The organism is Selenomonas sputigena, from assembly GCF_026015965.1.
Lineage (GTDB): Bacteria > Bacillota > Negativicutes > Selenomonadales > Selenomonadaceae > Selenomonas.
In genome coordinates this window covers 609,929-634,039 of the sequence record NZ_CP110383.1, presented here as the reverse complement: position 1 = coordinate 634,039, position 24,111 = coordinate 609,929, and the positions used below count along the sequence as shown (strand labels likewise).

The 24,111-nt window shown below is 54.6% G+C and carries 25 protein-coding genes and 2 pseudogenes; 9 read left to right on the top strand and 18 right to left on the bottom strand.

Features of this window, described 5'->3' with window-relative positions; all coding sequences use genetic code 11:
* Positions 1–92: 92 nt before the first annotated feature.
* Together OL236_RS12505 and OL236_RS03035 are read left to right on the top strand one after the other, a co-directional pair.
* Positions 93–188: pseudogene (locus OL236_RS12505) on the top strand (methyl-accepting chemotaxis protein); the annotation flags it as partial.
* Between the two features lie 172 nt (positions 189–360).
* Positions 361–2,118 (top strand): NFACT family protein, encoded by a 1,758-nt coding sequence (locus OL236_RS03035; RefSeq protein ID WP_265071264.1) that lies wholly within the window; start codon positions 361–363, stop codon positions 2,116–2,118.
* A gap of 12 nt (positions 2,119–2,130) precedes the next feature.
* On the opposite strand, the gene dut is transcribed toward OL236_RS03035, so the two are convergent.
* The 4 genes from dut to OL236_RS03015 all read right to left on the bottom strand — a co-directional run bounded on the left by dut (position 2,131) and on the right by OL236_RS03015 (position 4,492).
* Complete coding sequence (gene dut / locus OL236_RS03030; RefSeq protein WP_265071263.1) at positions 2,131–2,586, bottom strand: dUTP diphosphatase; 456 nt, start codon at positions 2,584–2,586, stop codon at positions 2,131–2,133.
* 70 nt (positions 2,587–2,656) lie between these two features.
* Entirely contained in the window at positions 2,657–2,890 is a 234-nt protein-coding gene (gene hfq / locus OL236_RS03025) for an RNA chaperone Hfq (RefSeq protein ID WP_265071262.1), read from the bottom strand.
* On the bottom strand, positions 2,859–3,818 hold the full coding sequence (gene miaA, locus OL236_RS03020; RefSeq protein ID WP_265071261.1) for a tRNA (adenosine(37)-N6)-dimethylallyltransferase MiaA: 960 nt from the start codon (positions 3,816–3,818) through the stop codon (positions 2,859–2,861). The genes hfq and miaA overlap by 32 nt, the downstream gene beginning before the upstream one ends.
* Complete coding sequence (locus tag OL236_RS03015) at positions 3,815–4,492, bottom strand: metal-dependent hydrolase (RefSeq protein WP_006192175.1); 678 nt, start codon at positions 4,490–4,492, stop codon at positions 3,815–3,817. The genes miaA and OL236_RS03015 overlap by 4 nt, the downstream gene beginning before the upstream one ends.
* A gap of 108 nt (positions 4,493–4,600) precedes the next feature.
* Between OL236_RS03015 and OL236_RS03010 the strand changes: the two genes are divergently transcribed.
* Positions 4,601–5,302 (top strand): thiamine diphosphokinase, encoded by a 702-nt coding sequence (locus tag OL236_RS03010; RefSeq protein ID WP_265071260.1) that lies wholly within the window; start codon positions 4,601–4,603, stop codon positions 5,300–5,302.
* On the opposite strand, the gene OL236_RS03005 is transcribed toward OL236_RS03010, so the two are convergent.
* From OL236_RS03005 to infC, 4 genes are all read right to left on the bottom strand, one after another.
* Positions 5,290–6,162, bottom strand: a complete 873-nt coding sequence (locus tag OL236_RS03005; protein WP_265071259.1) for a TrmH family RNA methyltransferase — start codon at positions 6,160–6,162, stop codon at positions 5,290–5,292. The two genes, OL236_RS03010 and OL236_RS03005, sit on opposite strands and share 13 nt — an antisense overlap.
* A gap of 116 nt (positions 6,163–6,278) precedes the next feature.
* Entirely contained in the window at positions 6,279–6,632 is a 354-nt protein-coding gene (gene rplT, locus OL236_RS03000; RefSeq protein WP_006192170.1) for a 50S ribosomal protein L20, read from the bottom strand.
* A 31-nt stretch (positions 6,633–6,663) separates the two neighbouring features.
* Positions 6,664–6,858, bottom strand: coding sequence for a 50S ribosomal protein L35 (rpmI, locus tag OL236_RS02995; RefSeq protein ID WP_006192168.1), 195 nt, complete (start codon positions 6,856–6,858; stop codon positions 6,664–6,666).
* A 2-nt stretch (positions 6,859–6,860) separates the two neighbouring features.
* On the bottom strand, positions 6,861–7,391 hold the full coding sequence (gene infC, locus OL236_RS02990) for a translation initiation factor IF-3 (protein WP_049781183.1): 531 nt from the start codon (positions 7,389–7,391) through the stop codon (positions 6,861–6,863).
* A 445-nt stretch (positions 7,392–7,836) separates the two neighbouring features.
* Here infC and OL236_RS02985 point away from each other — a divergent pair, with 445 nt between their 5' ends.
* Positions 7,837–8,217: a hypothetical protein gene (locus tag OL236_RS02985; RefSeq protein WP_009646433.1), complete on the top strand. Its 381-nt coding sequence runs from the start codon at positions 7,837–7,839 to the stop codon at positions 8,215–8,217.
* A gap of 121 nt (positions 8,218–8,338) precedes the next feature.
* Here OL236_RS02985 and OL236_RS02980 read toward each other — a convergent pair whose 3' ends face one another.
* Complete coding sequence (locus OL236_RS02980; RefSeq protein ID WP_265071258.1) at positions 8,339–10,072, bottom strand: nuclease-related domain-containing DEAD/DEAH box helicase; 1,734 nt, start codon at positions 10,070–10,072, stop codon at positions 8,339–8,341.
* Positions 10,073–10,599: 527 nt separating this feature from the next.
* Between OL236_RS02980 and OL236_RS02975 the strand changes: the two are divergent.
* Positions 10,600–11,746, top strand: a pseudogene (locus OL236_RS02975) (IS3 family transposase).
* 141 nt (positions 11,747–11,887) lie between these two features.
* Positions 11,888–12,226, top strand: a complete 339-nt coding sequence (locus tag OL236_RS02970) for a hypothetical protein (RefSeq protein WP_265071257.1) — start codon at positions 11,888–11,890, stop codon at positions 12,224–12,226.
* Positions 12,227–12,487: 261 nt separating this feature from the next.
* Here the strand turns inward: OL236_RS02970 and OL236_RS02965 are convergent, their stop codons facing one another.
* Together OL236_RS02965 and OL236_RS02960 are read right to left on the bottom strand one after the other, a co-directional pair.
* Positions 12,488–12,673 (bottom strand): hypothetical protein, encoded by a 186-nt coding sequence (locus tag OL236_RS02965; RefSeq protein ID WP_265071256.1) that lies wholly within the window; start codon positions 12,671–12,673, stop codon positions 12,488–12,490.
* A 739-nt stretch (positions 12,674–13,412) separates the two neighbouring features.
* Entirely contained in the window at positions 13,413–13,595 is a 183-nt protein-coding gene (locus OL236_RS02960; protein WP_265071255.1) for a hypothetical protein, read from the bottom strand.
* A gap of 211 nt (positions 13,596–13,806) precedes the next feature.
* Between OL236_RS02960 and OL236_RS02955 the strand changes: the two genes are divergently transcribed.
* Together OL236_RS02955 and OL236_RS02950 are read left to right on the top strand one after the other, a co-directional pair.
* A complete protein-coding gene (locus tag OL236_RS02955; RefSeq protein WP_265071254.1) occupies positions 13,807–14,385 on the top strand; it encodes a helix-turn-helix domain-containing protein in 579 nt (192 codons plus the stop codon).
* A gap of 17 nt (positions 14,386–14,402) precedes the next feature.
* Positions 14,403–14,762, top strand: coding sequence for a hypothetical protein (locus OL236_RS02950; protein ID WP_265071253.1), 360 nt, complete (start codon positions 14,403–14,405; stop codon positions 14,760–14,762).
* A 668-nt stretch (positions 14,763–15,430) separates the two neighbouring features.
* On the opposite strand, the gene argH is transcribed toward OL236_RS02950, so the two are convergent.
* From argH to argC, 7 genes are all read right to left on the bottom strand, one after another.
* On the bottom strand, positions 15,431–16,858 hold the full coding sequence (argH, locus tag OL236_RS02945; RefSeq protein WP_265071252.1) for an argininosuccinate lyase: 1,428 nt from the start codon (positions 16,856–16,858) through the stop codon (positions 15,431–15,433).
* Positions 16,855–18,075 (bottom strand): argininosuccinate synthase, encoded by a 1,221-nt coding sequence (locus OL236_RS02940; protein ID WP_006190805.1) that lies wholly within the window; start codon positions 18,073–18,075, stop codon positions 16,855–16,857. Before OL236_RS02940 ends, argH begins: the two co-directional genes overlap by 4 nt.
* 115 nt (positions 18,076–18,190) lie before the next feature.
* The gene (gene argF, locus OL236_RS02935) at positions 18,191–19,123 is read right to left on the bottom strand and encodes an ornithine carbamoyltransferase (protein ID WP_265071251.1); all 933 of its coding nucleotides are present in this window, start codon (positions 19,121–19,123) and stop codon (positions 18,191–18,193) included.
* Positions 19,124–19,138: 15 nt separating this feature from the next.
* The gene (locus tag OL236_RS02930; RefSeq protein WP_265071250.1) at positions 19,139–20,344 is read right to left on the bottom strand and encodes an aspartate aminotransferase family protein; all 1,206 of its coding nucleotides are present in this window, start codon (positions 20,342–20,344) and stop codon (positions 19,139–19,141) included.
* Positions 20,345–20,370: 26 nt separating this feature from the next.
* On the bottom strand, positions 20,371–21,255 hold the full coding sequence (gene argB, locus OL236_RS02925) for an acetylglutamate kinase (protein ID WP_009646467.1): 885 nt from the start codon (positions 21,253–21,255) through the stop codon (positions 20,371–20,373).
* 12 nt (positions 21,256–21,267) lie between these two features.
* Positions 21,268–22,479 carry a bifunctional glutamate N-acetyltransferase/amino-acid acetyltransferase ArgJ gene (argJ, locus tag OL236_RS02920; RefSeq protein WP_265071249.1) on the bottom strand — a complete coding sequence of 404 codons (1,212 nt, stop codon included), beginning with the start codon at positions 22,477–22,479 and terminating at the stop codon, positions 21,268–21,270.
* 18 nt (positions 22,480–22,497) lie between these two features.
* Positions 22,498–23,532: an N-acetyl-gamma-glutamyl-phosphate reductase gene (gene argC / locus OL236_RS02915; RefSeq protein WP_265071248.1), complete on the bottom strand. Its 1,035-nt coding sequence runs from the start codon at positions 23,530–23,532 to the stop codon at positions 22,498–22,500.
* A gap of 302 nt (positions 23,533–23,834) precedes the next feature.
* On the opposite strand from argC, the gene OL236_RS02910 reads away from it, so the two are divergent.
* Positions 23,835–24,077 (top strand): DUF2442 domain-containing protein, encoded by a 243-nt coding sequence (locus OL236_RS02910; protein WP_265071247.1) that lies wholly within the window; start codon positions 23,835–23,837, stop codon positions 24,075–24,077.
* The last annotated feature ends 34 nt before the right edge of the window (positions 24,078–24,111 follow it).

The window sequence follows — 24,111 nt, the reverse complement described above, 5'->3', positions numbered from 1 at the left end:
GTTTCCTCATAAGACAATAAATAAAATATCTGTATCGTAAAACGCACGTCAGCGCGACTTTCTCGTCAGTAAAGAAGGCGTCGTGCCCAAGTGCAGGCACACAGGGCCGCGGCTTCACCGTTGTGGCGGAAGAAGTGCGAAAGCTTGCCGAGCAGTCGGAAAACGCCGCACAGGAAATCACCTCCCTCCAAAATACAGCAATACCATTGACTTATCACGACAATGCCTGAACTGCATGGCGGACGATCTGAAGCGCGCGTTCCCCCACATTCCCGCGCCCGTGCAAGACGCGCGCCGTTGACCACTCCTTTCATCAATGCTATACTTCGTATTAAGTTTACGAAAGAACAGGTGACGACCATGAGCCTCGATGGATTTTCCACACAGCCCTTAGTCAGGGAACTGCGCGCCGCGCTTCTAGGCGGACGCATCGACAAGATCACGCAGCCGACGAAAGCCTCCGTCTTCTTGAGCATACGCCAGCCCGGCAGGAATCACCTGCTGCACATCGCGGCAAGCCCGCAGGCAAGCGCCGTCTTCCTCGCGACGAAGCCGCCCGAGAATCCAGCCGAACCGCCGCTCTTCTGCATGGTTCTGCGCAAGCAGCTCGAAGGAAGCCGCATCGCCGACATCCGCCAGCACTCTCTCGACCGCATCCTCTGCTTCGACTTCGATTCCCTCGCGGCCGGCGGCAAGATCGTCACGAAGACCCTCATCGTCGAGCTCATCGGCAAGTACAGCAACATCATCCTCGTGCAGGACGGCGTCGTCATCGACGCTCTCAAGAAAGTCGGCAGCGCGAACAGCCGCACGCGCCTCATTCTGCCCGCACGCGAATACGCGCCGCCGCCCGCTCAGGAAAAACTCGACCTGCGCACCGTGAAGCCCGACATCATCGTCGAACGCCTCGCACAAGATGCGGAAGCGACACTCTGCAAAGGACTTTTGAACGTCTGTCTGGGCTTCGGCCCGGTGAGCGCCCGCGAGGTCATCTTTTCTGCCGGATTGCCCGAGAAGATGAGCTGCACCGACTTGGACGCAAAGGACAAGGAAGCGCTGCAATGCGCCCTCGCCGAAGTCTATGCTGCCTGCATAGAGGAAGAAGCTGCGCCCAGCCTCACCCTTGACAAGAACAACAAGGTGCTCGCGACCTCGCCCTTTCCTCTCCATTACTTCCCGGCAGAAAGCACGCAGTTCTCCTTTCCCACGATCAGCGCGATGCTCGAAAAAGCCACGCAGCTTGCGGGAGCCTACACGCCGCCCGAAAAGGATCGCCTGAAGAAATTCGTCAAGACCGAACTCACGCGTGCCGAAAACAAGCTCGGCGTCCTGCAGGAAGAGCTTCGCCAAGCAGAAAACGCCGAGGGTTACAAAATCTTTGGCGACAATCTCATGACGTATGCGCATCTCTACGAAGACCACGCCGACGCCTCGCTGACCGTCGACAACATCTACAGCGAAGCGGGTGAAAAGATCACGCTGAAACTCGACCAGAGATTGACGCTCAGTCAGAACATGCAGGCGTTCTACCACAAGTACGACAAGCTCAAGCGTGCGCAGAAGCTGCTCGACGGGCAAATCGCACTCTGCGAGGAGAACATCCGCTACCTCTCCAGCGTCGAAAGCTCCCTCGCCGCCTCCTCGACACTGCCCGAAATCGAAGAAATCAAAGATGAGCTGATTCAAAGCGGCTTCCTCAAGGAGAGCACGAAAAAAAAGCGGCAGGACAAGCCCTCCGCTCCCTTTCGCTTCGTGACCGAGGACGGCAAGAGCATCCTCGTCGGCAAGAACAATTACCAAAACGACCGCCTGACCTTCCACACGGCGGCACCCGACGACATTTGGCTGCACGCCAAGGACATCCCCGGCTCGCACGTCATCCTGCGCCTCTCAGGCGAAGAGCCGAGCGAAGAGAGCCTGCACCACGCCGCCCTCCTCGCTGCACACTTCAGCAAGGCGCAGGATTCCTCGAACGTGCCCGTCGACTACACCTACCGACGCTATGTGAAAAAGCCCTCCGGCTCACGTCCAGGCTTCGTCATCTTCACACACCAGAAGACGCTTTATGTGACGCCTTCAGCAGAAGACGCGGCAAGACTGCTTCTCGAAGAGCGCTGACAGCAGCCCGCTTCAGCGCTTGCCCGTCGAGCCGAACCCTCCCGTACGCGCTTCGCCCGTGCCCGCCTCGTCGTCATCGGCGACGAGATACTTGTAGAAGATGCCCTGCGCGATGCGCATGCCCTTCTCCACACGAAAATCCGCCGCGCCGAGATTCAGGATCGCCACCATGATATGCCCCTCGTTCTCCTCGTTGTCGTAGTAATCCGCGTCGATGATTCCCTGCGCATTAACGAGCATAAGCTGATGCTTGAGCGAGATTCCCGAGCGGATGTGCAGTCCGAGATACTCATCCTTCTGCATGTACGCCTTGAGTCCCGTCGGCACGATCGTCACCTTGCTGCACGGCAATACGCAGTCCTCCGCCGCCGCGAGATCGTAGCCCGCGCTCGCCGCCGTCTTTCTCTGCGGCAGGGAAAGCCCCGCCGCTTCATACGCCTTGATGATTTCAAATCCACGCTTTCGCAAAGTATTTCCTCCTAAGATCTTCGCCGCGTCACGAAGAAGAGCCTTCCCCCTCTGCGGGAGAAGGCTCTTCTTATTTTTCCACCTCGCCAGCCGACGCAAGCTTCGTCGCCGCGATCGTCGATATGGCGTGCTTGTAAACAAGATTCTGCTTGCCCGCCACCTCAAGAATCACCGTGAAATTGTCGAAGCCCTTGACATATCCCTTCATCTGGAAGCCGTTGAGCAGATGGATGCTGACTGCCCGGTTCTCCTTGCGCATCTGATTGAGAAAATTATCCTGTAGGTTCAGCGGTTTTACCGGCATGGAAAGACCTCCTTATATCCGTACAAATTTTTTCCAGCAGCAGCTCTTCCCCTTGCGACGCCGCATACCAATGTACATACGGCATCTTGCGAAACCAAGTGAGCTGGCGCTTCGCGAAATGGCGCGTCGCCTTCTTGATTTCCTCTGCGGCAAGCGGCAAGTCCATGCTTCCCGCAAGATAGGCAAGCATCTCGCGATAGCCGATGCCCTTCATCGCCGGACAGTCACGAGGCACGCCTTCCGCCAAGAGAGAGCGCACCTCGTCGGCAAGACCTGCCTCCAACATCGCATCGACACGTTCCTCGATACGTGCATAGAGCGCCTGCCGCTCACGCCGCAGTCCGATGACATAGGCGTCGTAAGCAAGCTCCCCGCCTGCCGCCTCGCGCTGCTCGGAGATATGCTCGTTTCCCAAGGAAGCGACCTCCAAGGCACGCACGACGCGGCGGAAATCGTTGACATGCAGACGAGCCGCCGCCTCCGGATCGGCTTCCTGCAAAAGGCCATGGACAAACGCCTTGCCCTTTTCCTGTGCCAGCCTCTCAATCTTTTCACGATAGGCGCGATCACCCGAAGTCTCGTTGAAGACGTACCCTTCCAGGAGCGACTTGATGTAAAGCCCCGTGCCGCCGACGACGAGCGGCAGCTTGCCGCGCGCGGCGATGCGTCCGATCTCCTCCCGCGCGAGGCGCTGAAAGTCCATGACGTTGAACGAAGCCGCAGGCGCGAGAATGTCGATGAAGTGATGCGGCACGACACTCAACTCTTCTTTCGTCGGCTTCGCCGTGCCGATGTCGAAGCCCCGATAAAAGAGCATCGAATCGCCCGAGATGATTTCCGCATCAAGCCGTCGGGCAAGCGCAAGGGAAAGCGCGGTCTTGCCGACCGCCGTCGGCCCTATGAGGACGACGAGCCGCGCCTTCTTCATGCAAGCTCCAACGTACCGCCCGGCTCTACGATATGCACGGCGGCACGCGTCATGCCCTCCGTCACTTCCTTGTACCGCCCCGCTTCCTGCGCGATGACGGGCCAAGTGTTGTAGTGGATCGGTATGACGTTCTTCGTGTTGAGCCACTGTGCGGCAAGAGCCGCATCCTCAAGTCCCATCGTATAATTGTCGCCGATTGGAAGAACCGCGTAATCGAGCGGATCCTTCTGTCCGATGAGCTTCATGTCGCTAAAAAGCGCCGTATCGCCGGCAAAGTAGACGTTGATGCCGCCGATCTGGATGACGTAGCCGCAGGCGATGCCGCCCGCGACGCCCGAGCTGTGCAGCGCCATCGTCATGCGCACCTTGCCGAAGGGCAGCTTGACCGAGCCGCCGATGTTCATGCCGTGCGTCTTGATGTCGCTCTCCGCCTGCAAACAGACGTCGAGAACCTCCGGAATGCCCAAGACCATCGCGCCCGTGCGCTTGGCGATGGCAGGCGCGTCGCCGAGATGATCGCCGTGCGCGTGCGTCAGCAAGATGTAGTCGCACTCCACCTCATCCGCCTGAATCGCAGCGAGCGGATTTCCCGTGAGGAACGGGTCGGTCAGAACCTTCGACGTGCCGTCATCGAGCAAGAACGAAGCGTGCCCGTAATACGTATACTTGATCATCGCATTTGACTCCTCCCATTTTAGTCGAGCACAAAAAATCTATATATTGTATAATTAAACAAAAAAATTGAAAAACCTTCCTACAAACGGAAATGGAGGAGGAAAAACATGCGCTCCCATGAATTTTCCCTGCCGCAGGGCACGATCGCGTTTTCTCGGGCGCTTCCCGCACATATCTGCACCTTGGTCACAGGAGGCCGTCCGCCCGCCGCCGACTGGCTGCAAAGGGCGCGGCGTGGCAAGCTCTGGGCGATCGATCACGGCATCGATCTCTGCCACGCGATGAAATGCGTACCCGACTTCCTGCTCGGCGACGCAGACAGCGCCTCGCCCGCCGCCTGGTCTTGGGCGCTCGCCGAAGGCGTCCCCTGCGAGCGCTTCGAGGTCAAAAAGGATCTCACGGACACGCAGCTCGCACTTGTCAAAATCAAGGAGAAAGCCCCCGACACGTTTCTCCTGCTCACAGGGGCTTTCGGCGGCCGCTTCGACCACGCCATGAGCACGCTCTTTTCCTGCGCCTTCAGCGGCATCCCGATGATTCTGGCGGACGAGCAGGAAGCGTGCTTCTTCCTGCACGAAGAAGACAGCCTTTCCTTCACCGCAAAGCAAACGCCCAAGGCCATCTCTCTCCTCGCCTTGGGCGGCGAATGTCGCGGCGTCTCTCTAGCGGGAACACAATGGCCGCTCGAAGACGCCGTCCTGCGCCAAGAAGAACCCTACGCCGTGAGCAACGAACTGGCGGAAGGAAGCTCCTCCTTCCGCGTCAGCCTGCAAGCGGGCACGCTCGCCGTCTATCTCTACTGGCAATGACGCCGAAAGCCGCGGCGCACGCCCGCCGCCTCGTAGAGCACAAGGGCGGCGGCGGTCGCCACGTTGAGCGATTCCGCCTTGCCGAACATCGGAATGAAGAGCTTTGCCTCGGCCATACGACGAACCTCATCCGACACGCCGTTGCCCTCGTTGCCGAAGGCGAGCGCGATTCGGCCACTGTAATCCGCCGCATAGTACGGCTGCGCCGCCTCGTCGAGATCGGCAGCCAAGAGCCGCACGCGTCCCTGCTGCAGGAACTCGCACAGCGCCGTGCGAGACACGTTCCGCACGACGGGCACATGAAAGACCGATCCCATGCTTGCGCGAACCGCCTTGGCAGAAAACACGTCGATCGTATCCTCCAGGCAGACGACGGCCTCCGCGCCCGCCGCATCCGCCGTGCGCACGATCGTTCCCGCATTACCCGGATCCTGCACGCCATCGAGCACGACGACGTGCATTTCCTGCCGCATCGCAAGAGCCGCAAGACTCGCGCCCCGCTCTTCCAGTACAAGCAAAATGCCCTGCGGCGCGTCGGTGTCGCTCGCCTTCTTATAGACTTCGGGCGTCACCTCAGCGAGCGGGCAGCCGAGGGACGCAAGCCGCGCGAGGATGCGCTCTGCGCGCTCCTCGCGCGCCGCCTCGGCTGTGACGAGACAAAAGCGCGTCGTCCAGCCCGCCTCCGCCGCCATCTCGACGAGCCGCACGCCCTCGGCGACGACGACGCCTTCTTCCCTTCGCCGCCTAGCATTCTTCAAGCTCGCAATCCACTTGATCCTCTTATTCTGTGCGCTCTCGATCTTTTCCATCGTTCCTCCGCGGAAATTGTAGATATTATACGCACGAACATCCACTTTCATGACATTGTGCGCCGCCCTTACAGAAAGTTCCCCAAGCAGTCTGCACCCTTCGAGTTTGACTTCTTGGCTTTCATAAAAAAAGAGGAGCTGTGGAAAGCTCCCCTTTCGTCATCTTCTTACTGATTTTCCTTGGCAATAGCGACGAGCTGAGCAAACGCCTTCTCATCGTGCACGGCAAGATCGGCAAACATCTTGCGGTTGACCTCGACGCCGGCCTTCGTCAAGCCGTTGATGAGACGGCTGTAGGAAATGCCGTTCATGCGTGCAGCCGCATTGATGCGGGCGATCCAGAGCTTGCGGAACTCGCCCTTCTTCGCGCGGCGATCGCGACGCGCATAGTAGAGCGCCTTCATGACCGTCTCGTTCGCCTTCTTGAACTGCTTGCTCTTTGCGCCGCGATAGCCCTTGGCGAGCTTCAAAATCTTCTTATGGCGGCGATGCGCCGTAACGCCGGATTTTACTCTTGGCATATCTTATTCCTCCATTAACTTCGCTCGAATCTTACTTGTTCAGCATATCGCGCACGCGCCTGTGGTCAGCGGCGGCGACAAGCGTAGCCTTGCGCAGGTTGCGCTTGCGCTTCCTCGTCTTCTTCTCAAGGATATGGCTCTTGAACGCCTTGTTCCGCTTGAACTCACCGGAACCCGTTATCGAAAAGCGCTTGGCAGCGGCCCTGCGTGTCTTTACCTTTGGCATGTTTATTTTCCTCCTTTAGTCTGCGCCTTCGGGGCGAGAATCATCGTCATATTCTTGCCCTCCAGCTTCGCATCGCGCTCGATGGAAACGAGCTCCTTGAGCCGATCAGCCACCTTGTTCAAGACCTCTCGGCCAAGCTCCGGATGCGACAATTCGCGGCCACGGAACATAATCGTGACCTTGACCTTGTTTCCTTCTTCCAGAAAGCGAAGAGCATTCTTGAGCTTCACGTCGAAATCATGCTGCTCGATGTTCGGGCGCAGCTTGACCTCCTTGATCGTGACGATCTTCTGCTTCTTCTTCGCCTCCTTCTCCCTTTTTTGCTGCTCGTAACGGTACTTGCCGAAATCCATGATGCGGCAGACAGGAGGCTTCGCTTTCGGCGCAACCTCGACGAGATCGAGATGCTGCTCCTCCGCCATGCGCAAGGCATCGCGTGTCGCCATGATGCCGAGCTGCTCGCCGGACGCGCTCGTGACGCGTACCTCGCGAATGCGGATTTCTTCGTTGATTCTTAAAGAGTCCCTGCTAATGGGAAAACACCTCCTGGTGAACGAGCAAATAAAAAGGGCGGCAGACGCCACCCCTTCCTTTGCAAAACCTGCATATAAGACCCGCTCGACGCATGTCGGCAGGTGAGAAGCGGCGGCCTCTTCTTGAATTACTTGCATATATTATCATATCAATGCACCGTACGTCAAGGGATTTTTCAAAAACACCGCTTTTACCCCGAAATATGTTAGAGGAATTTCATATAATATGCAGAATATACTCTATGTAAAAGGCTTTATGGAGGGATTTTACATGAATATGAATGACAAGCTGCACCTAGGTACGTTTCCTTTCCATCGAGACATGGTACTGCCTTCGCAAGAGTGATGGGACGACAGGCTGGACAATGGTTGCTCAAAACGGAGACTTCTCTTATGAGCATCTAAAGATACGTCGGGATTGAGGAATTCTCAGGAGGAATGCAAAATGAAACGATTTTTTCTCATGGCTTTGCTCGTATCTGCAGCCATTCTGCTGCCATCATACGTCTGCGAGGCAAAGGACGTCTGGGTCGACCATTGGAATTCAGAGGACGTCGATATCTACGTTATGGATGATACGCTTACAACTGGTTCATCCGACAGCATAAAATATTTCAAGGTATCTACCAAGGAGGTGCGAAACGGAGAGCTGATCCGTATCGTCCATTGGAATTTCATCAAATACAAATCGGATATGTGGAGATATGAAACAAGCACTATGCGAGGAGACCATACGACGGTCGTCCTCCCCAGGAATCAGGTCTTCGAGTTTTGCATGGATTCCTTAGGTTGGTCATATTACATCAAGGGATACTGGTACTATTGAGACCACCGCTCTCGAACGCACGAATTTCTCCCCAATATGACAAATCCCGCCTGTTCAGAATACGATCTGCAACAGGCGGGATTTGTCATGCTCAAAGCGCACGATGCGGGAATTGCGGAAATTATTGCGCCTCCATCCCCAGCCACTTCGCAACTCCTTGTGGAGACGGTTCAATAGCCGTATCCAACTGCTCGACCAACGCTGGATATTCCTCTGCCGAAACATCGCTAAGAAATATCGTCTCAAGATATGCAGAAGCGCGTGAGCTGCCGACGTAGACGAGTCGTTGGCAGGTCGGTTTCACGAGCTTCGACACATGCACATCCACGAGGAGGACGGCTTTCGCCTCCAGTCCCTTGTAGCGACGCACCGTCGTGAACCAGACCTTTCCCTCCGCCGGCTGATGGGCGAGAGGAATCCCTGCGAGCGACGTCACGCCTGCGAGCATACTCTTTTCCAGCGTGCTCACCGTAAGGATCACGATGTCCTGAATTTCCAGCTTCTCCTCGCTCTTCATACGGCGTACGAAATCGGCGGCGGCCGCCGCAAGCGCTTCTGCATCGGGAACGAATACGGCACGAGGCTTGTTGCCATGGATGGCATTGAGATAATTCTTGTGCCTACCCGAAAGGAAGCTCTGCACCGTACGCCCGATCTCCGCCGTATTGCGGCAATTGCGATAGAGAACGAGCCGGCAGTCCATATGCGCGTCGATCCACTCTGCCGCCGTCTGCTGCGTCTGCCCTGTCGAACGGCGCGAAATGATCGTCTGCCCGCGATCATAAAACAGGTAGAACGCTCCGTTATGAAGTTCAGCCAAAAGAGCGAGATGTTCGAGCAATGCGCTCGGGAAATCCTGTGCCTCATCGATGACGATGTTCGGATACTCCCACAGTGTATCATCAAATTCATTCTGAAAGAACTCTTCGAACTCGCGCAGTACCGTCGTGAGCGGCAGATTCCGCCCCGCCATCAACTCCTCCGCCAACGTGCGCTCATTGTGGATCATGATCTGCGAATCCCAGTGACAGGAGCGCAGCCGCTCAAAAAGAAACTCATTGAAACAAAGGTAGAGCACCTTCTGTCCCTCACGCGCCAGCATGCGCGCCTTCTCCGCCGCCAGCAGGCTCTTGCCCGTGCCCGCCGCGCCGTGAATCGCCGCCGTTCGCTGATCAGTCAGATACTCCAAGAGCGCGAACTGCGCATTCGTCAGACGCGCCGTCGATTGCTCGACCGCCTGCGACGCGGCAGAAACCGTCTCCACGATGCGGAACACGGGCTGCAATGTCTGAATGACCTGTCTGAACACGCTCGGCGACTGCACGCGCTCAGGAATGCGGAACAACTTGCGCCAATAGCTGTAAATCTTCTCCAATTTCGCTTTCGGCTCACGCAAATCGCCCGCGTCGAGGATGATGTCGCGCGGCGATTCCAACGGCAAGGGTTTGCCTTGAGGAATCTCCACGGAGGTGAACCAGACTGCCTTGCCTACGAGAGGCACATGCTGCGGCGTCCTTTGGCGCAGCTCCGCAAGGATGCGCTGACAGCTGTTCTCCGCCTGCTGAAACGGATAGATGACCTTCCGCTCGCCCGTGCGGCGGTTCGTCTGCTGCCATGCGCCATCTTCGTAGGCAATCCCGCCCGCCTTCACCTCAACGGCAAGAATGCCGTGCCTCGGATGCAGCACGACGAAATCCGCCTCCCCCTGCGGCGCCGTGCGAACGCCGTCGCCCAGCCAGCAATACGAGTGGAACACCGTATAATCATCCCCGAGCGTTTCCAACGCACGGTAAGCCTGCCGCTCCCCCTCGCTCCCATGAAAATCCCCCGCGAATGCAGGATAAAATCGTGCCATCGCCGCCCCTCCTCATCTTGATGTTCACTCTCATAGTATGCGCTGCCATAGGCATTGTCGACCCCAACGCCCTTCTTTGTGCTTGCGATTGCGTTGCTTAGCAAAAACGTAAATTCACAAAGTAACTTTCACTAATGCAGGCCTGTAGTATTTAGTCAGAAAAGACAGATAGAAGTAGTGCGATAAGCCTTAGATTTAGTCGGAACGGATGCCCTAGGCAAAACATATACTAAAAATGAGCAAACCATAAGGCAAAAACTGAAAAATAAACATGCTTCGCACTCTGAAAAGCGAGGTGTTTCAGAGTGCGGCCACCCCTGACGGGCTTTACTATGAGAAAGATGGACAGAGCAAAATCAATTCTTCAGAAGCATAGGAGCTACACGACATCTTTCGATACAACATACGAGATACCCAATATAGCGGCAAAATTCTTTGAAAAGCGAGCGTAAACATCTGTTGTGGTAAACTAAAGTTGTAACAGGAATGTCCAAAGAAAAACCATCTAGTGAAAGGAGATACGATTCTTGTCACAACAACATTATGAACCAGAATTCAAACAACAGATTGTCCGTCTTCATATCGAAGAGGAACGCACATACCGAAGCCTGACGGAAGAGTATGGAGTCTCAAAATCAAGCATCTGCAAATGGTGCAAAGAATTCAGCGAAGAATGCCAGAAAAGTGTCTCAAAAAAACCCAACTGCCCAGAATGATCTGGAGCTCATGAAGGAGAATCACCGCTTGCGCGAAGAATTTGCAGAAGCAGAAAATCTTTTCCTAAAAAAGCGGCAACATTCTTCGCAAAGGGAATCGACTAGAGGCCTATCGGTCCATAGCCGAATATCGGGATCTGTTTGGTGTTCGATGGCTGCTGCGACGTTTGGAAATTTATCCAAATGCTTATTATAACTACCGAAAGCACAGACGGGCAAAAGAAGTTGCCCGAAAACAAGATATCCTGCATCAAATTCAAACCATATATCATGAAACCAACGGCGTTGCCGGATATCGCAGGATGCGGATTTATTTGGCACGCAATGGCATCGAACTTTCTGCCCTCACGGTTCATAAGTATATGAATATGGAACTGGGACTGCGCTCCATTGTACGGCGAAAAGCCCCGAGATATCAAGGCGGTACGCAGCATAAGAAATTTGAGAATCTGCTCAAGCAAGATTTTACAGCACCACAAATCAATCAAAAATGGGCAACAGATTTCACCTATTTATTTCTCCATGGAGGCGATGTCCGATATAACTGTACGATTATTGATCTGCATGACCGCAGCGTTGTCGCAAGTCTGACGGATCGGCGTATGACGAGTGACTTGGCAATCCGAACGCTTGGCAAAGCACTCAGCAGTCAACGAAAGAGAATCAAAGGTCTGATCCTTCATAGCGATCAAGGCAGCCCGTACACATCGAAGGCGTTCACCGACTTTTGCGAGGAACATGACCTGATGCAAAGCATGAGCAAGGCTGGATACCCGTATGATAACGCCCCTATGGAGCGCTATTTCAATACGCTGAAGAACGAAGAAATTTATCTTCACGAGTATCAAGATGAGGAGTCTCTCTACCGCGCTGTGGAACATTTTGCTTATACCACATATAACCATGTCATTCTTATAACGGATATCGTACGCCATTCGAAGCGAGATATTCGACATAAGTTGATTGGACACTCATGTTACAAAAACGCTTGACCACAACATAAATTCTCATATATATCTTTTCATCTAATCAGGTATATGATATACTAAGCAAGATAAAAATCCTAAAGATTCAATTTATTCGTATGGAGGTTTTTAGAATGGCAGATCCTGCAAATTTAGCCCAAAGCCTAGAAGGAATTTTGAGAAAACATCTAAAATGCCATTATTTGGATTTTGGTATAAAAGCAAATGACAACCTACTAAGAGATGACTGGAAAAGTCCTGTGAACTTTGCCTTAGGCCATCGATACGCTTTATCTCATAATGATGAAAAGGTCAAAGAAGACATCAATGACTTCTTAGGTGACAAGTTTATCGGACAACACATCATGGATGTAGTCGACAACTACGAAGACTATGGACTAAACTCACCAGAAGAAGCCGTGGAGCGTGTAAGAGAGATCATAAACGAGATAAGAGATCTTTTACAGAACTAACAATAACGTATAAGCAGGGGAATCCAATTCGTTGGATTCCTTTTTGTATTCCCTCAAAAAGGCTTTCCAACACTTATCAGCTGAATTCTCCTGCCTTCCGATAGAAGGTGGACGGCTTCATGTTGGATATACGTATCGCCTCTTTGTGATAATCTCCCCGTTTCGCCATTGTTTTACAACATCTTGAAATTCCCTCGTAATCTCGACGCGCGGTCGTCCGAATCAACCCCCTTTCCGCTACGCAATATTGATTCCTTCACGCTACCGCATCCGAATTTTATTGCGCTCCTGCTCTGCAACGTAACTCAAAAGGCGGAGAAACTGATCTTCCATCAGCTTCCCCAATTCTCCCATTTCCCGGAATCGCCTACTGTCAAACAAGGATTCCTGCTCCAGCACCACAATATCAATATCGATATTGCGTGTTTCAATTCCAATGGCCAGCATTTTTCAATCTGTCGATCGGGATTCTGTTTTTTATCAGAAACGCGAATGTATCCAATCTTCATTTTGCAAGTTCCTCTCCTTTACTTAAAATTTTATCATATTTGTTTCAAAAAGTCCCATCTACACTTTTAGAATGCTTCAAAAGTGTAGATGGGGCTTTTTGAAGCATATTTTATTGGTGATCTGCAAACTCCTAAAAAGTATAGGTTTTGAAACAAAAGGGGCTTGTACGAAAGGATTTCCCGCTCGTACAAGCTCCACTTCTATCCTTATAATCAACAACAGAGAGATACTACGACTATGGCAAAACACATTGATATGATTGATACTGTGTCAAGTACTTCAACCACCTCCAATTCTTTGCTAATTTTTTACTTTCTCGCTCCCTACATTACAAACGATATATGGTACGGAAGTTATCTATATTTTTGCACAGAGTTTCTTTCATTACAAAGAATAAATAAGTCCTATATTTTTTGAGAAGCAATTACATCAAAACTACGTTGCGACTTCCCGTATTTTTCAACAACTTACTCTCATGTTTCTCAGAAATGAGCGCAAAGAGCGACAATCGCCATGCAAATTGCAATTATTGTACATTCACTCATTTTATCACCTCCAGCAGATGTCCAATTCCCTCTCTTTATCATCATTACATACACCGAGCAGCATATTATATGTGCACAAAAAAATGATAGCGCACCTTGCAGGTGCGTTATCATTTGTCGATCCATTGGAGTTACGCGAGCTTGATATAATTACGTTTTTCTTCCTCGTTGGCCGCTTGGATGAAGTCCATAATCGATTGCTGGATGATTTTTTGATAATGCTTGCTAAGACCCCCGTCTTTCTTGATCTTATGCAAAAGTGCCGCCGTCCCACCAACGAATCGAGTCCCGTTGTAATACCTATATCCATTCATTTTACTCACCTCCTTCATTCTGTGATATTTATACTATAGCATAATTAGGTCAAAAAGTCAAGTTTTAAGAACCGCTAGGTATGTATCAAGATGTTCTGGTAAATTTCCAAAGTAAATCCCACATAATAGGTCACTGATGGGATTTACTCTGAGAAGAATTTATGGCTGAATTTAGTGTGAGAAAGTTCTCTACACAAAGGAGGCTGTCATCATGAAGAAAGCAGACAACAACAAGAAGAACAAGCACCTTACTGCGCAAGACCGCCAGGAAATCATGAACGGGCTCGACAAGGGATTGTCCTTCAAGGCGATCGCCCTGCTCGTTCAGAAAAATCCTACTACCATATCTTACGAAGTGAAGCGACATCGCAAAGAGCACCGCAATGCATTCGTGCAAACAGACGAACTCTGCCCCTTGCTCGACAAGGCACCCTTCGTCTGCAACGCTTACTCCCAGCGCCGTTCCGCTAACTGCCGCTTCCTCCACCTTCTCTATGTCGCTCCGCAGGCACATGCCGAATACGAAGCGCTCCTGCACGTTGCACGCGAAGGCATTCCATTGAACTGTGCGTCTTTTTACAAGCAGGATCGCATCATTTCCTCTTGCATTGAGAAGGATCAGCACATTTATCATATCGTCGCTTCTCTCCCGGAGCTCAATGTGTCTCTCAGCACGGTTTATCGGCATTTTTCCGAGGGATATTATTCGGCTTCCAAAATTCACCTTCCACACGCCGTAAAGTCAAGCTTCGCAAAAAGAAGCGGGCGGATGTCGTTCCTTCTGCCATAAAGAAGTAACGCACCTATGTGGATTTCCTCGCTCATATGGAACGGGAAGGGCTTTGCGCACATACGCAGCTTGATACCGTTATCGAAGTTTCGGGCGGCAAAGTCATCCTCATCGTCCACTTCACTGCGTTCAATTTCATGTTCGGGCTTCTGCTCGAAAACAAGATTGCTGTGCAGGCTGCCTTGAAGTTCCAAGATGTCAAACGAACTTTGATTGCAGGCGGTTTTGCTTTTCCTGACCTTATGCCCGTGATGCTTACGGACAACGGTGGAGAGTTCTCCGATGTTTTCGCCTTTGAGAACAATCTTGAGGGGGGAAAAGGAGGCCTGCCTTTTTTTCTGCGATCCCATGCAGTCTTGCCAGAAGGCGCAAATTGAGAAGAATCACACGACCATTTCACACAGGATACCGTCAATTTGATTTTTCTCACATCAATGGCGTCCGTCGCAACATTTACAGCGGCAAGTCTCCCTATGAGATGTTTACGTTCGCTTTTTCCGAGGAACTGGCTGCTCTTTTGGGTATCTCGTATGTTGCGCCGGAAGATGTCGTGCAGTCTCCTAGGCTTCTGAAGGGCTAATCTTGCGCTGCACGTCTTTCTCATAGTAAATCCCGCTAGGGTGGAACTTACTCTGAAAAACCTCGCTTTTCGGAGTGCGAAGCATGTCCTTTTTTCCAGATTATCCCTTATGGTTCGGTAGCTTTTGAGATGATATTGTGCTCAGGTCATCCATTGCATACAAATTCCGATGCTTCTCGCACTTACTCCTATCGGCTTTCTTAGACTAAATCCCATAGACTTACATCAGCAGAAGTTACTTTGCGAATTTACGCTCTGAAAAATGATTGTTGATATAACTCAAATTCAATCATATGCAAAACAATTCAAAACCATATAAACCGCAAAGATTTTCACAAGGTATGCTAACCTTATTCTTCTTCAAAGAGAAATCTCCTTCTATGCCAGCACATACAGCTCTTCCATAAGAACACCTACAGAAAAATCCCCTTGCCGGCACAACGCGCCATGCAAGGGGATGTCTCATCAATCGAGCCGAATCTCTTTCTCCTTCAATTTTTCCTGTTTCTTGCCTTCCTCATTAAGCAGCGCTTTCGCTTTTTCAAGCTGCCATGCAACCTGGCTGTACGAGGTGCCGCCCAAGGAATTGCGGTTTTTCACGCAGGTTTCGGGACGGATGGCGTCTTTTATGTCCGCGTCGAAGAGGTCAGACAGGGCGCGGAATTCTTCCATGGTCATGTCTTCGAGCCACTTGCCCTGCTCAATGCAAAGATGCACGGCGCGTCCTGCGACGGCGTGCGCTTTTCTGAATGGCATGCCTTTCTTCACGAGGTAGTCGGCGAGGTCGGTGGCATTGGAGAAGTCCTCTGTGACGGCGCGTTTCATGATGTCGCCTTTGACCGTCATGCCGCGCAGGAGCGCGGTGTAGACGGCGAGGCTGAATTTCACCGTGTCGATGGCATCGAACACGCCCTCCTTGTCTTCCTGCAGATCCTTGTTGTAGGCGAGCGGCAGCCCTTTGACGATCGTGAGCATCGCCATGAGGTGGCCGATGACGCGTCCCGTCTTGCCGCGCACGAGTTCGGAGACGTCGGGGTTCTTCTTCTGCGGCATCATCGAAGAGCCTGTGCAGTGCGCGTCGTCCAACTCAATGAAGGAGAACTCGCGCGAGCACCAGAGGATGATTTCCTCGGAGAGCCGCGAGAGATGCACCATGAGGATAGAGGCGGCGGAGAGGAATTCCATGATATAGTCGCGGTCGCTGACGGCATCGAGGCTGTTCGTGTAGACAGCGTCGAAGTGAAGCTCCTTCGCCACGAACGTGCGGTCGATGGGGAACGTCGTGCCCGCAAGCGCACCCGCGCCGAGCGGCATGATGTCCGCACGCTCGTAAACGCCCAGGAAGCGTGAGAAGTCGCGTGCGAGCATGGAGAAATAGGCGAGCATGTGGTGCGAGAAGAGGATCGGCTGCGCACGCTGCAAGTGCGTGTAGCCCGGCATGATCACGTCGGGATAGCGCTCCGCCGTTTCGACGAGCGCACGCTGCAGGTCAGCGATGCAGCCGAGCACGGCGAGTGTCTGCCCGCGCACATAGAGGTGCGTGTCGAGTGCGACTTGGTCATTGCGGCTGCGCGCCGTGTGCAGCCTGCCGCCCGCCTCGCCAATGGCGTCGGTCAGGCGCTTCTCGATGTTCATGTGAATGTCTTCGAGCGCAACGGCGAAGTCGAAATCGCCGTGCTCGATTTTTTGCAGGATATCGCGCAGCCCGGAGATGATGGCATCTTTATCCGTTTCCGCGATGATGCCACACTTGGCGAGCATCTTCGCGTGCGCGATGCTGCCCGCGATATCCTCGCGGTACATGCGCTTATCGAAGGAAATCGATGCCTGGAAATCGTTGATCATCTCGTCCGTGCTCTTGGAAAAACGGCCGCCCCAAAGCTGTTCGCTCATTTCTTCCCTGCCTTTTCCTGCATGAGGGCACGCACCTTCAAGGGCAGGCCGAAAAGGTTGATGAAGCCCGTCGCGTCGGACTGGTCGTAGACCTCGTCGCGCTCAAAGGTCACGAACTCCTGGCTGTAGAGCGAGTACGGCGACTTCGAGCCGGCGCTGATGATGTTGCCCTTGTAGAGCTTCAGGCGCACCGTGCCCGTGACGCTCTCCTGCGTGCTGTCGACGAACGCCTGCAGCGCTTCCCTGAGCTGGCAGAACCACATGCCGTCGTAGACGAGTTCGCCGAAGCGGATGGCGACGCCTTCCTTGTAGTGGTACGTCGCGCGGTCGAGGCACAGGTACTCAAGCTCGCGGTGCGCGTAGTAGAGGATCGCTCCGCCAGGATTCTCGTAGACGCCGCGTGACTTCATGCCGACGAGGCGATTCTCGCATATATCCGTGATGCCGACGCCGTTTCGCGCACCGATCTCGTTGAGCTTCGTCAGAAGTTCGACCGCGCCGAGCTTCTCGCCGTTGACGGCGACGGGAATGCCCTTCTCGAAGTCAACCGTGACATACTCGGGCTTGTCGGGCGCGTCCTCGGGAGCTTTCGAGATCAGGAACATCTCGTTCTTCGGCTCGTTCCACGGATCTTCGAGGTCGGAACCTTCGTGCGACAGGTGCCAGATGTTGCGATCCATGCTGTACGTCTTGTTTTCCTCGGCGACGGGGATGCCGTGCTTCTTCGCGTATTCGATTTCCTCCGTGCGCGCGCCAAGTTCCCATTCGCGCCATGGGGCGATGATCGTGAGGTTCGGCGCGAGCGCCTTGATCGTCAGCTCGAAGCGCACCTGATCGTTGCCCTTGCCCGTCGCACCGTGCGCGATGGCGTCTGCCCCTTCTTCCTTCGCAATCTCAACGAGACGCTTGGCGATCAGGGGACGTGCGAACGATGTGCCCAAGAGGTACTTGCCTTCGTAGACCGCCTGCGCCTTGAGCGTCGGCCAGACGTAGTCTTCGAGAAATTCCTGCGTGAGGTCTTCGACGTATGCCTTCGACGCGCCGGACTTCAGTGCCTTGTCATGCACGGGAGCGACCTCGTCGCCCTGCCCGATGTCGACGCACGCCGCGATGACCTCGCAGCCGTCATAGTTCTCCTTGAGCCACGGAATGATGACGGATGTGTCAAGACCGCCCGAATATGCGAGTACGACTTTCTTCACTTTTGCCTTTGCCATGAAAAACAGCTCCTTAAAATATTTTATATCAAGGAAGCACTGATAAATTCAGCGTCTCCTTAAGAATACGCGCTTTCATAAATTTTTCCTGCCGGGGATTGCAGATAATATGAAGTCAGTCCGCCATCAAAAGTGCCATGATCGCCTTCTGCGTATGCAGACGGTTCTCCGCCTCGTCGAAGATGACGTCGGAGAATGCTTCCATGACGTCGTCCGTGATCTCCTCGCCGCGATAGGCGGGCAGGCAGTGCATGACGATGGCGCGTTTGTCGGCGGCGGCGAGCAGGTCGCCGTTGATCTGGTACGGCGCGAAAATTTTCTTGCGCTCCTCGTGCTCCGCCTCCTGCCCCATGCTCGCCCATGTGTCCGTCACGAGGATGTCGGCGTCCTTCGCCGCCGCAAACGGGTCGGTCACGAGCGTAATGCTCGCGCCCGTCTCCTTCGCATCTTCCTGAGCCCTCTGCGTCACCCCTTCATCGGGTGCGTAGTCCGCAGGCGTCGCGGCGACGAAGTTCATGCCCGTCTTTGCTGCCGCATACATCAGAGAATGCGTCATATTGTTGCCGTCGCCGACGTACGCCATCTTCAGCCCCTTGAGATTCTTGCCCTTGTGCTCGCGAATCGTCAAGAGGTCGGTCAGCGCCTGGCACGGATGGAGGAGATCAGTCAAGGCATTGATGACGGGAATGTCGGCATACTTGGCGAACTCCTCCACCTTCTCATGCTCGAAGGTGCGGATCATCACGCCGTCGAGATAGCGCGAGAGGACGCGAGCCGTATCCTTGATTGGCTCGCCGCGCCCAATCTGCAGGTCGCGGTTCGAGAGGAAGAGCGCCTGTCCGCCGAGCTGAAACATGCCCGTCTCAAAGGAAACGCGCGTCCTCGTCGAGGATTTCTCGAAGATCATGCCGAGCGTCTTGCCCGCGAGAACGCGGTGCTCGATGCCCGCCTTCTGCATTGCCTTGAGTTCTTCGGCAAGCGCGAGAATCGCCTCGACCTCCTCAGAGGACAGATCATGGATGGAAAGTAAATCCCTGCCTTTTAACATACGTTTTCCTCCCCTTCAGCCTTTGGCGTACTTCGCCAGAATCGGCTCCAAGATCGCACAGAGCTCGTCGATATGCGCTTCCTTGACAATCAACGGCGGCACGAAGCGCAGGACATTTCCTGCCGTGCAGTTGATGATCGCGCCGTGCTCCAAACATTCGTTGACAATGCCGCGTCCCTCTATGGTCAGCTCCATGCCGAGAATAAGCCCCATGCCGCGCACTTCCTTGATGAGAGCCGGATACTTCTTTCGGAATCCTTCGAGCTTTTCACGGAAATACGCGCCGACCTTGTCGACATGACCCAAGATGCCCTCTTTCTGCACCGTGTCGAGCACGACGTTCGCCGCCGCGCACGCGAGAGGATTGCCGCCGAAGGTCGTGCCGTGGTCGCCCGCATGGAACGCCCCCGCCACCTCATCCGTCACGATAAACGCACCGATGGGCACGCCGCCCGCAAGCCCCTTGGCAAGAGTCACGATATCGGGCTGCACGCCGAAATGCTCGTAAGCGAACATCTTGCCCGTGCGCCCCATGCCGCATTGGATCTCATCGAAGATCAAGAGTGCGCCGTGCTCGTCGCAAAGCTCGCGCACGCGCTTCAAGTATTCTGCCGTCGGCACATGGACGCCGCCCTCGCCTTGAATCGTTTCGAGCATGACGGCGCACGTCTTCGCGCTCATCATCTTTTCCAGCTCTTCGATATTGCCGTAATGCACATAGTCGAATCCCTCGGGCAGTGGGCCAAAGTCTTTATGATACTTCGGCTGCCCCGTCGCCGTCAATGTCGCGAGCGTGCGTCCGTGAAAACTGTGCCACGCCGTGATGATCTGCGACTTTTCAGGATCTTTCGCGTGCGCATACTTGTGCGCGACCTTGATTGCGCCCTCGTTCGCTTCTGCACCCGAATTGGCAAAAAATGCCTTGCCGAGTCCTGATAGGCGCACGAGCCTTTCCGCTGCATCCGCCTGCGCCTGCGTGTAATAGAGATTCGAGCAGTGGATCATGCGCCCCGCCTGTTCGGCAATCGTCTTGACGAGCGGCGCATAGGCGTGGCCGAGCACGTTGACCGCGATGCCTGCGAGGAAGTCGATGTACTTCCTGCCGTTGTTGTCGAAAACGTAGACGCCCTCGCCGTGATCGAGCACAATCTTGTAGCGGTTGAACACGGGCAGATAGCCCGCCGCGTCCTTCGCGTAGATTGCTTCATCTGTTTCTTTCATAATTTCCCCCGCTTTTCCATGCGCCGTCACTTCACGACCTGCGTACCGATGCCCGCCGAGGTGAAGATTTCCAAGATGATGGAGTGGCCGAGCCTGCCGTCGATGATATGCGTCTTTGCCGCACCCGCATCGAGCGCCCTCAGGCACGCTTCCACCTTCGGGATCATGCCGCCCGTCAAGGTGCCGTCCTCGATATAGCGACGCGCCTCGGCTGCCGTGAGCGTCGAGATGAAGGATGATTTGTCCTCATAGTCCTTGTAGACGCCCTCGACGTCCGTCAGGAGCAGGAGCTTCTCCGCCCCGAGCGCACCCGCAATCTCCGCCGCCACGTAGTCGGCGTTGATGTTGTAGCTCTCGCCGTCCGCACCGACGCCGATCGGTGCAATGACGGGGATGTAGTCGTGCGCGATGAGGTCTTGCAGGAGACGCGTGTCGATTTTTTCGACCTGACCGACATAGCCGATGTCCACCTTCCGGCTCTCTTCCCCTTCGTAGACCGTCGCGAGCTTCTTTTGCGCGCGGATGAGGTTCGCATCCTTGCCCGACAGCCCGACAGCACTGACTCCGCGGCGATTGAGGAGCGTCACGATGTCGGAGTTGATCTTGCCGTCGAGCACCATCTCGGCGATCTCGACCGTTTCTTCATCCGTCACGCGCAGGCCGCTGATGAACTCCGTCTCCTTGCCGACCTTGCCGAGAAATCCCGTAATCTCGGGGCCACCACCATGCACGATGACGGGCTGTATGCCGACGTACTTCATCAGCGCCACGTCCTGCATGACCTTTTCCTTGAGCTCTTCATTGATCATGGCGTTGCCGCCGTACTTGATGACGACGGTCTTGCCATAAAATTCCTGTATATAAGGCAGCGCCTCGACGAGGATCGCCGCCTTGTCGTTTGCCGCAAACATCGCTCCACCGCCTCAGGTATGGTACTCGCCGTTGATCTTCACATACTCATAGGAAAAATCGCACGTCCAGACCGTCGCTTCGGCACTGCCCAAGCCCATCTCGACATCGATGACGATGTCATGCTGCCCCATGACCTTGCGCAAGGCGTCTGCATCGCAGGAAGCGCCCGTGCCGTTCGCATAGACGGGAATGCCGCCGAACTTCACGACGGTCTTTTCCGGCGTCATGGGCACGCCCGCATAGCCGACAGCGCAGATGACGCGCCCCCAGTTCGGATCTTCACCGAAGAAGGCCGTCTTGACGAGCGGCGACTTCGCGACGCTCATCGCGACCTGCTTCGCCGCGTCGAAGGACTCCGCGCCCGTCACATGCACGGTCAAAAACTTCGTCGCGCCCTCGCCGTCCGCCGCAATGCGCTCGGAAAGCCCCGTGCAGATCTCCTTGAGCGTCCGATAGAAAATTTCGTAGTCAGCGTTCTTCTCCGTGATCTTCGCGTTGCCCGCCGCACCGTTCGCAAGCACCGTCACCATATCGTTCGTGCTCATGTCGCCGTCGACCGAGATCATGTTGAACGTGACCTCGGTGATTTCGGAAAGAGCCTCCTGCAGAAGCTTGCTCTCGATTGCCGCGTCCGTCGTGATGAAAGAGAGCATCGTCGCCATATTCGGCTGGATCATGCCCGAACCTTTGGCAATCGCGCCGAAACGCACCTTCCTGCCGCCGATCTCGACCTCCGTCGAACACGCCTTGGAGTATGTGTCCGTCGTGATGATGGCATTGCCCGCATCCATGCTGCCTTCCGTGGAAAGGCTTGCCACAGCATCCTTGACGCCCTGCTCCAGCTTGTCCATCGGCAGATTCACGCCGATGACGCCCGTCGAGGCGACGAGGACGTCATCCGCCGCACAGCCGAGCGCCTTCGCTGCAATCTCCGCCGTACGCTTTGCATCCTTCATGCCCTGCTCGCCCGTGCAGGCGTTCGCACAGCCCGCATTGGCCACGATGGCACGCGCTTTGCCGTCCTCGACCGCCGCTTTGGAAACGTAGACGGGCGCCGCCGCCACGGCATTCTGCGTGAAAACGCCCGCGACGGCAGCCTCCTCTTCCGAGTAAATCACGGCGACGTCGAGGTTGCCGCTCTTCTTAATGCCGGCCTTGACGCCCGCCGCCTTGAATCCCTTGGGAAATGTCACGCCTTTTTTTGCTGCTGCATCAGAAAACATGTTGTATACCCTCCTGTATTACGGATAAACTGCGATATGATCAAGCCCGAGCTTCTCATCGAAGCCGCAGGCGATGTTGAAGTTCTGCACGGCCTGTCCCGCCGCCCCCTTGACGAGATTGTCGATGGCGGAGAGGACGACGACGCGACGCGTCCTCTCGTCGATGTGCCAGCCGATGTCGCAGAAGTTCGAGCCGCGCACCGCCTTCGTCGCCGGATAGCCGCCGCGTCCGAGAAGCCGCACGAAGTATTCCTCGCCGTACATCTTTTCATACGCTGCATCGACCATATTGGGTTCGACACCTTCTTTCAGCCGCGCGTAGCATGTCGCGAGGATGCCGCGCGACATGGGCACGAGGTGCGGCGTGAAGGACAGGATGCACGCTTCGCCCGAAAGCTCCGTCATCGCCTGCTCGATCTCAGGCGTATGGCGATGCGTGGCGACACCGTACGCCTTGAAGCTGTCGTAAAGCTCGGGCAGAAGATTCGCCTGCTTCGCCGAGCGTCCCGCGCCCGATACGCCGGACTTCGCGTCGACGACGATGCTCGCCATGTCGACGAGGTGATTCTTGGCGAGAGGTGCGAGCGCGAGAATGCTCGCCGTCGTGTAGCAGCCCGCATTGCCAATGATCTTCGCACCGCGAATCGCCTCGCGATTGAGCTCCGCCAGACCATAGACGCGCTCGGCGTCCTTGTGCGTATGCTTGACCTTGTACCACGCTTCATAGACCGATGTGTCAGCGAAGCGATAGTCCGCGCCGAGGTCGATGATGCGCGTCTTCTCGCCTTCGAGCGCCTTGCCTGCCGCCATCGCATGACCGTGCGGCAGACCGATGAAAACGAAGTCGCTGTCCCTGCCGATGCGCACGATGTCCTTCATGCTCTCAAGCTCTTCATCATAAATGCCGCGAAGATGCGGATAGATGCTCGAAATCTTCTCCCCCGTATGGCTCTCCGACGTGATATGCACGACATCCGCCTGCGGGTGTTCGTAAAGAAGCCGCAGAAGCTCCGCCCCCGCGTAGCCTGTAGCTCCGATAATGCTCACTCTCATGTGCTCGACCGCCCCTTCCCGAATTCCTTTGTCGAACGATGTTTATAATTATACATTTTATTGCATAATTATGCAATAGGTTTGTGGAATTTACTATGAAAGTCCAAGAAGTCAAGCCCGAAGGGCGCAGACTGATTGGCGAACTTTCATTAAGGGCGGCGCACAATGTCCACAAAGTGGACGTTTGTGCGTATAGTTTATCTTCTAAAACAAATTGTATGATTGCTGTTTTGCGAAATGTATTCCAAAAAAGGACGGTATAACTTATAATAAAGACGAACCTGCTTTAAGGAGTCATCTTTATGTTGCAACCCAAAGTTACGGCAGTAAAACCATTGCCCGATTACAAGCTGCTTTTGGATTTTGAAACGGGCGAGAAAAAGATTTTTGACGTCGAACCATACATCCAAGGAGATTGGTATGGCAAACTGCGCGACATATCGGTATTTCATACCGTGCATATCGCCGGACATACCGTTGCGTGGGCCGATGGACAAGACATCGCGCCGCATGAGCTTTATGACGATTCCGTGCCTGCCAGCTGAGTGCATTCAAAGACCATCAAAGGAGGACGCTTCC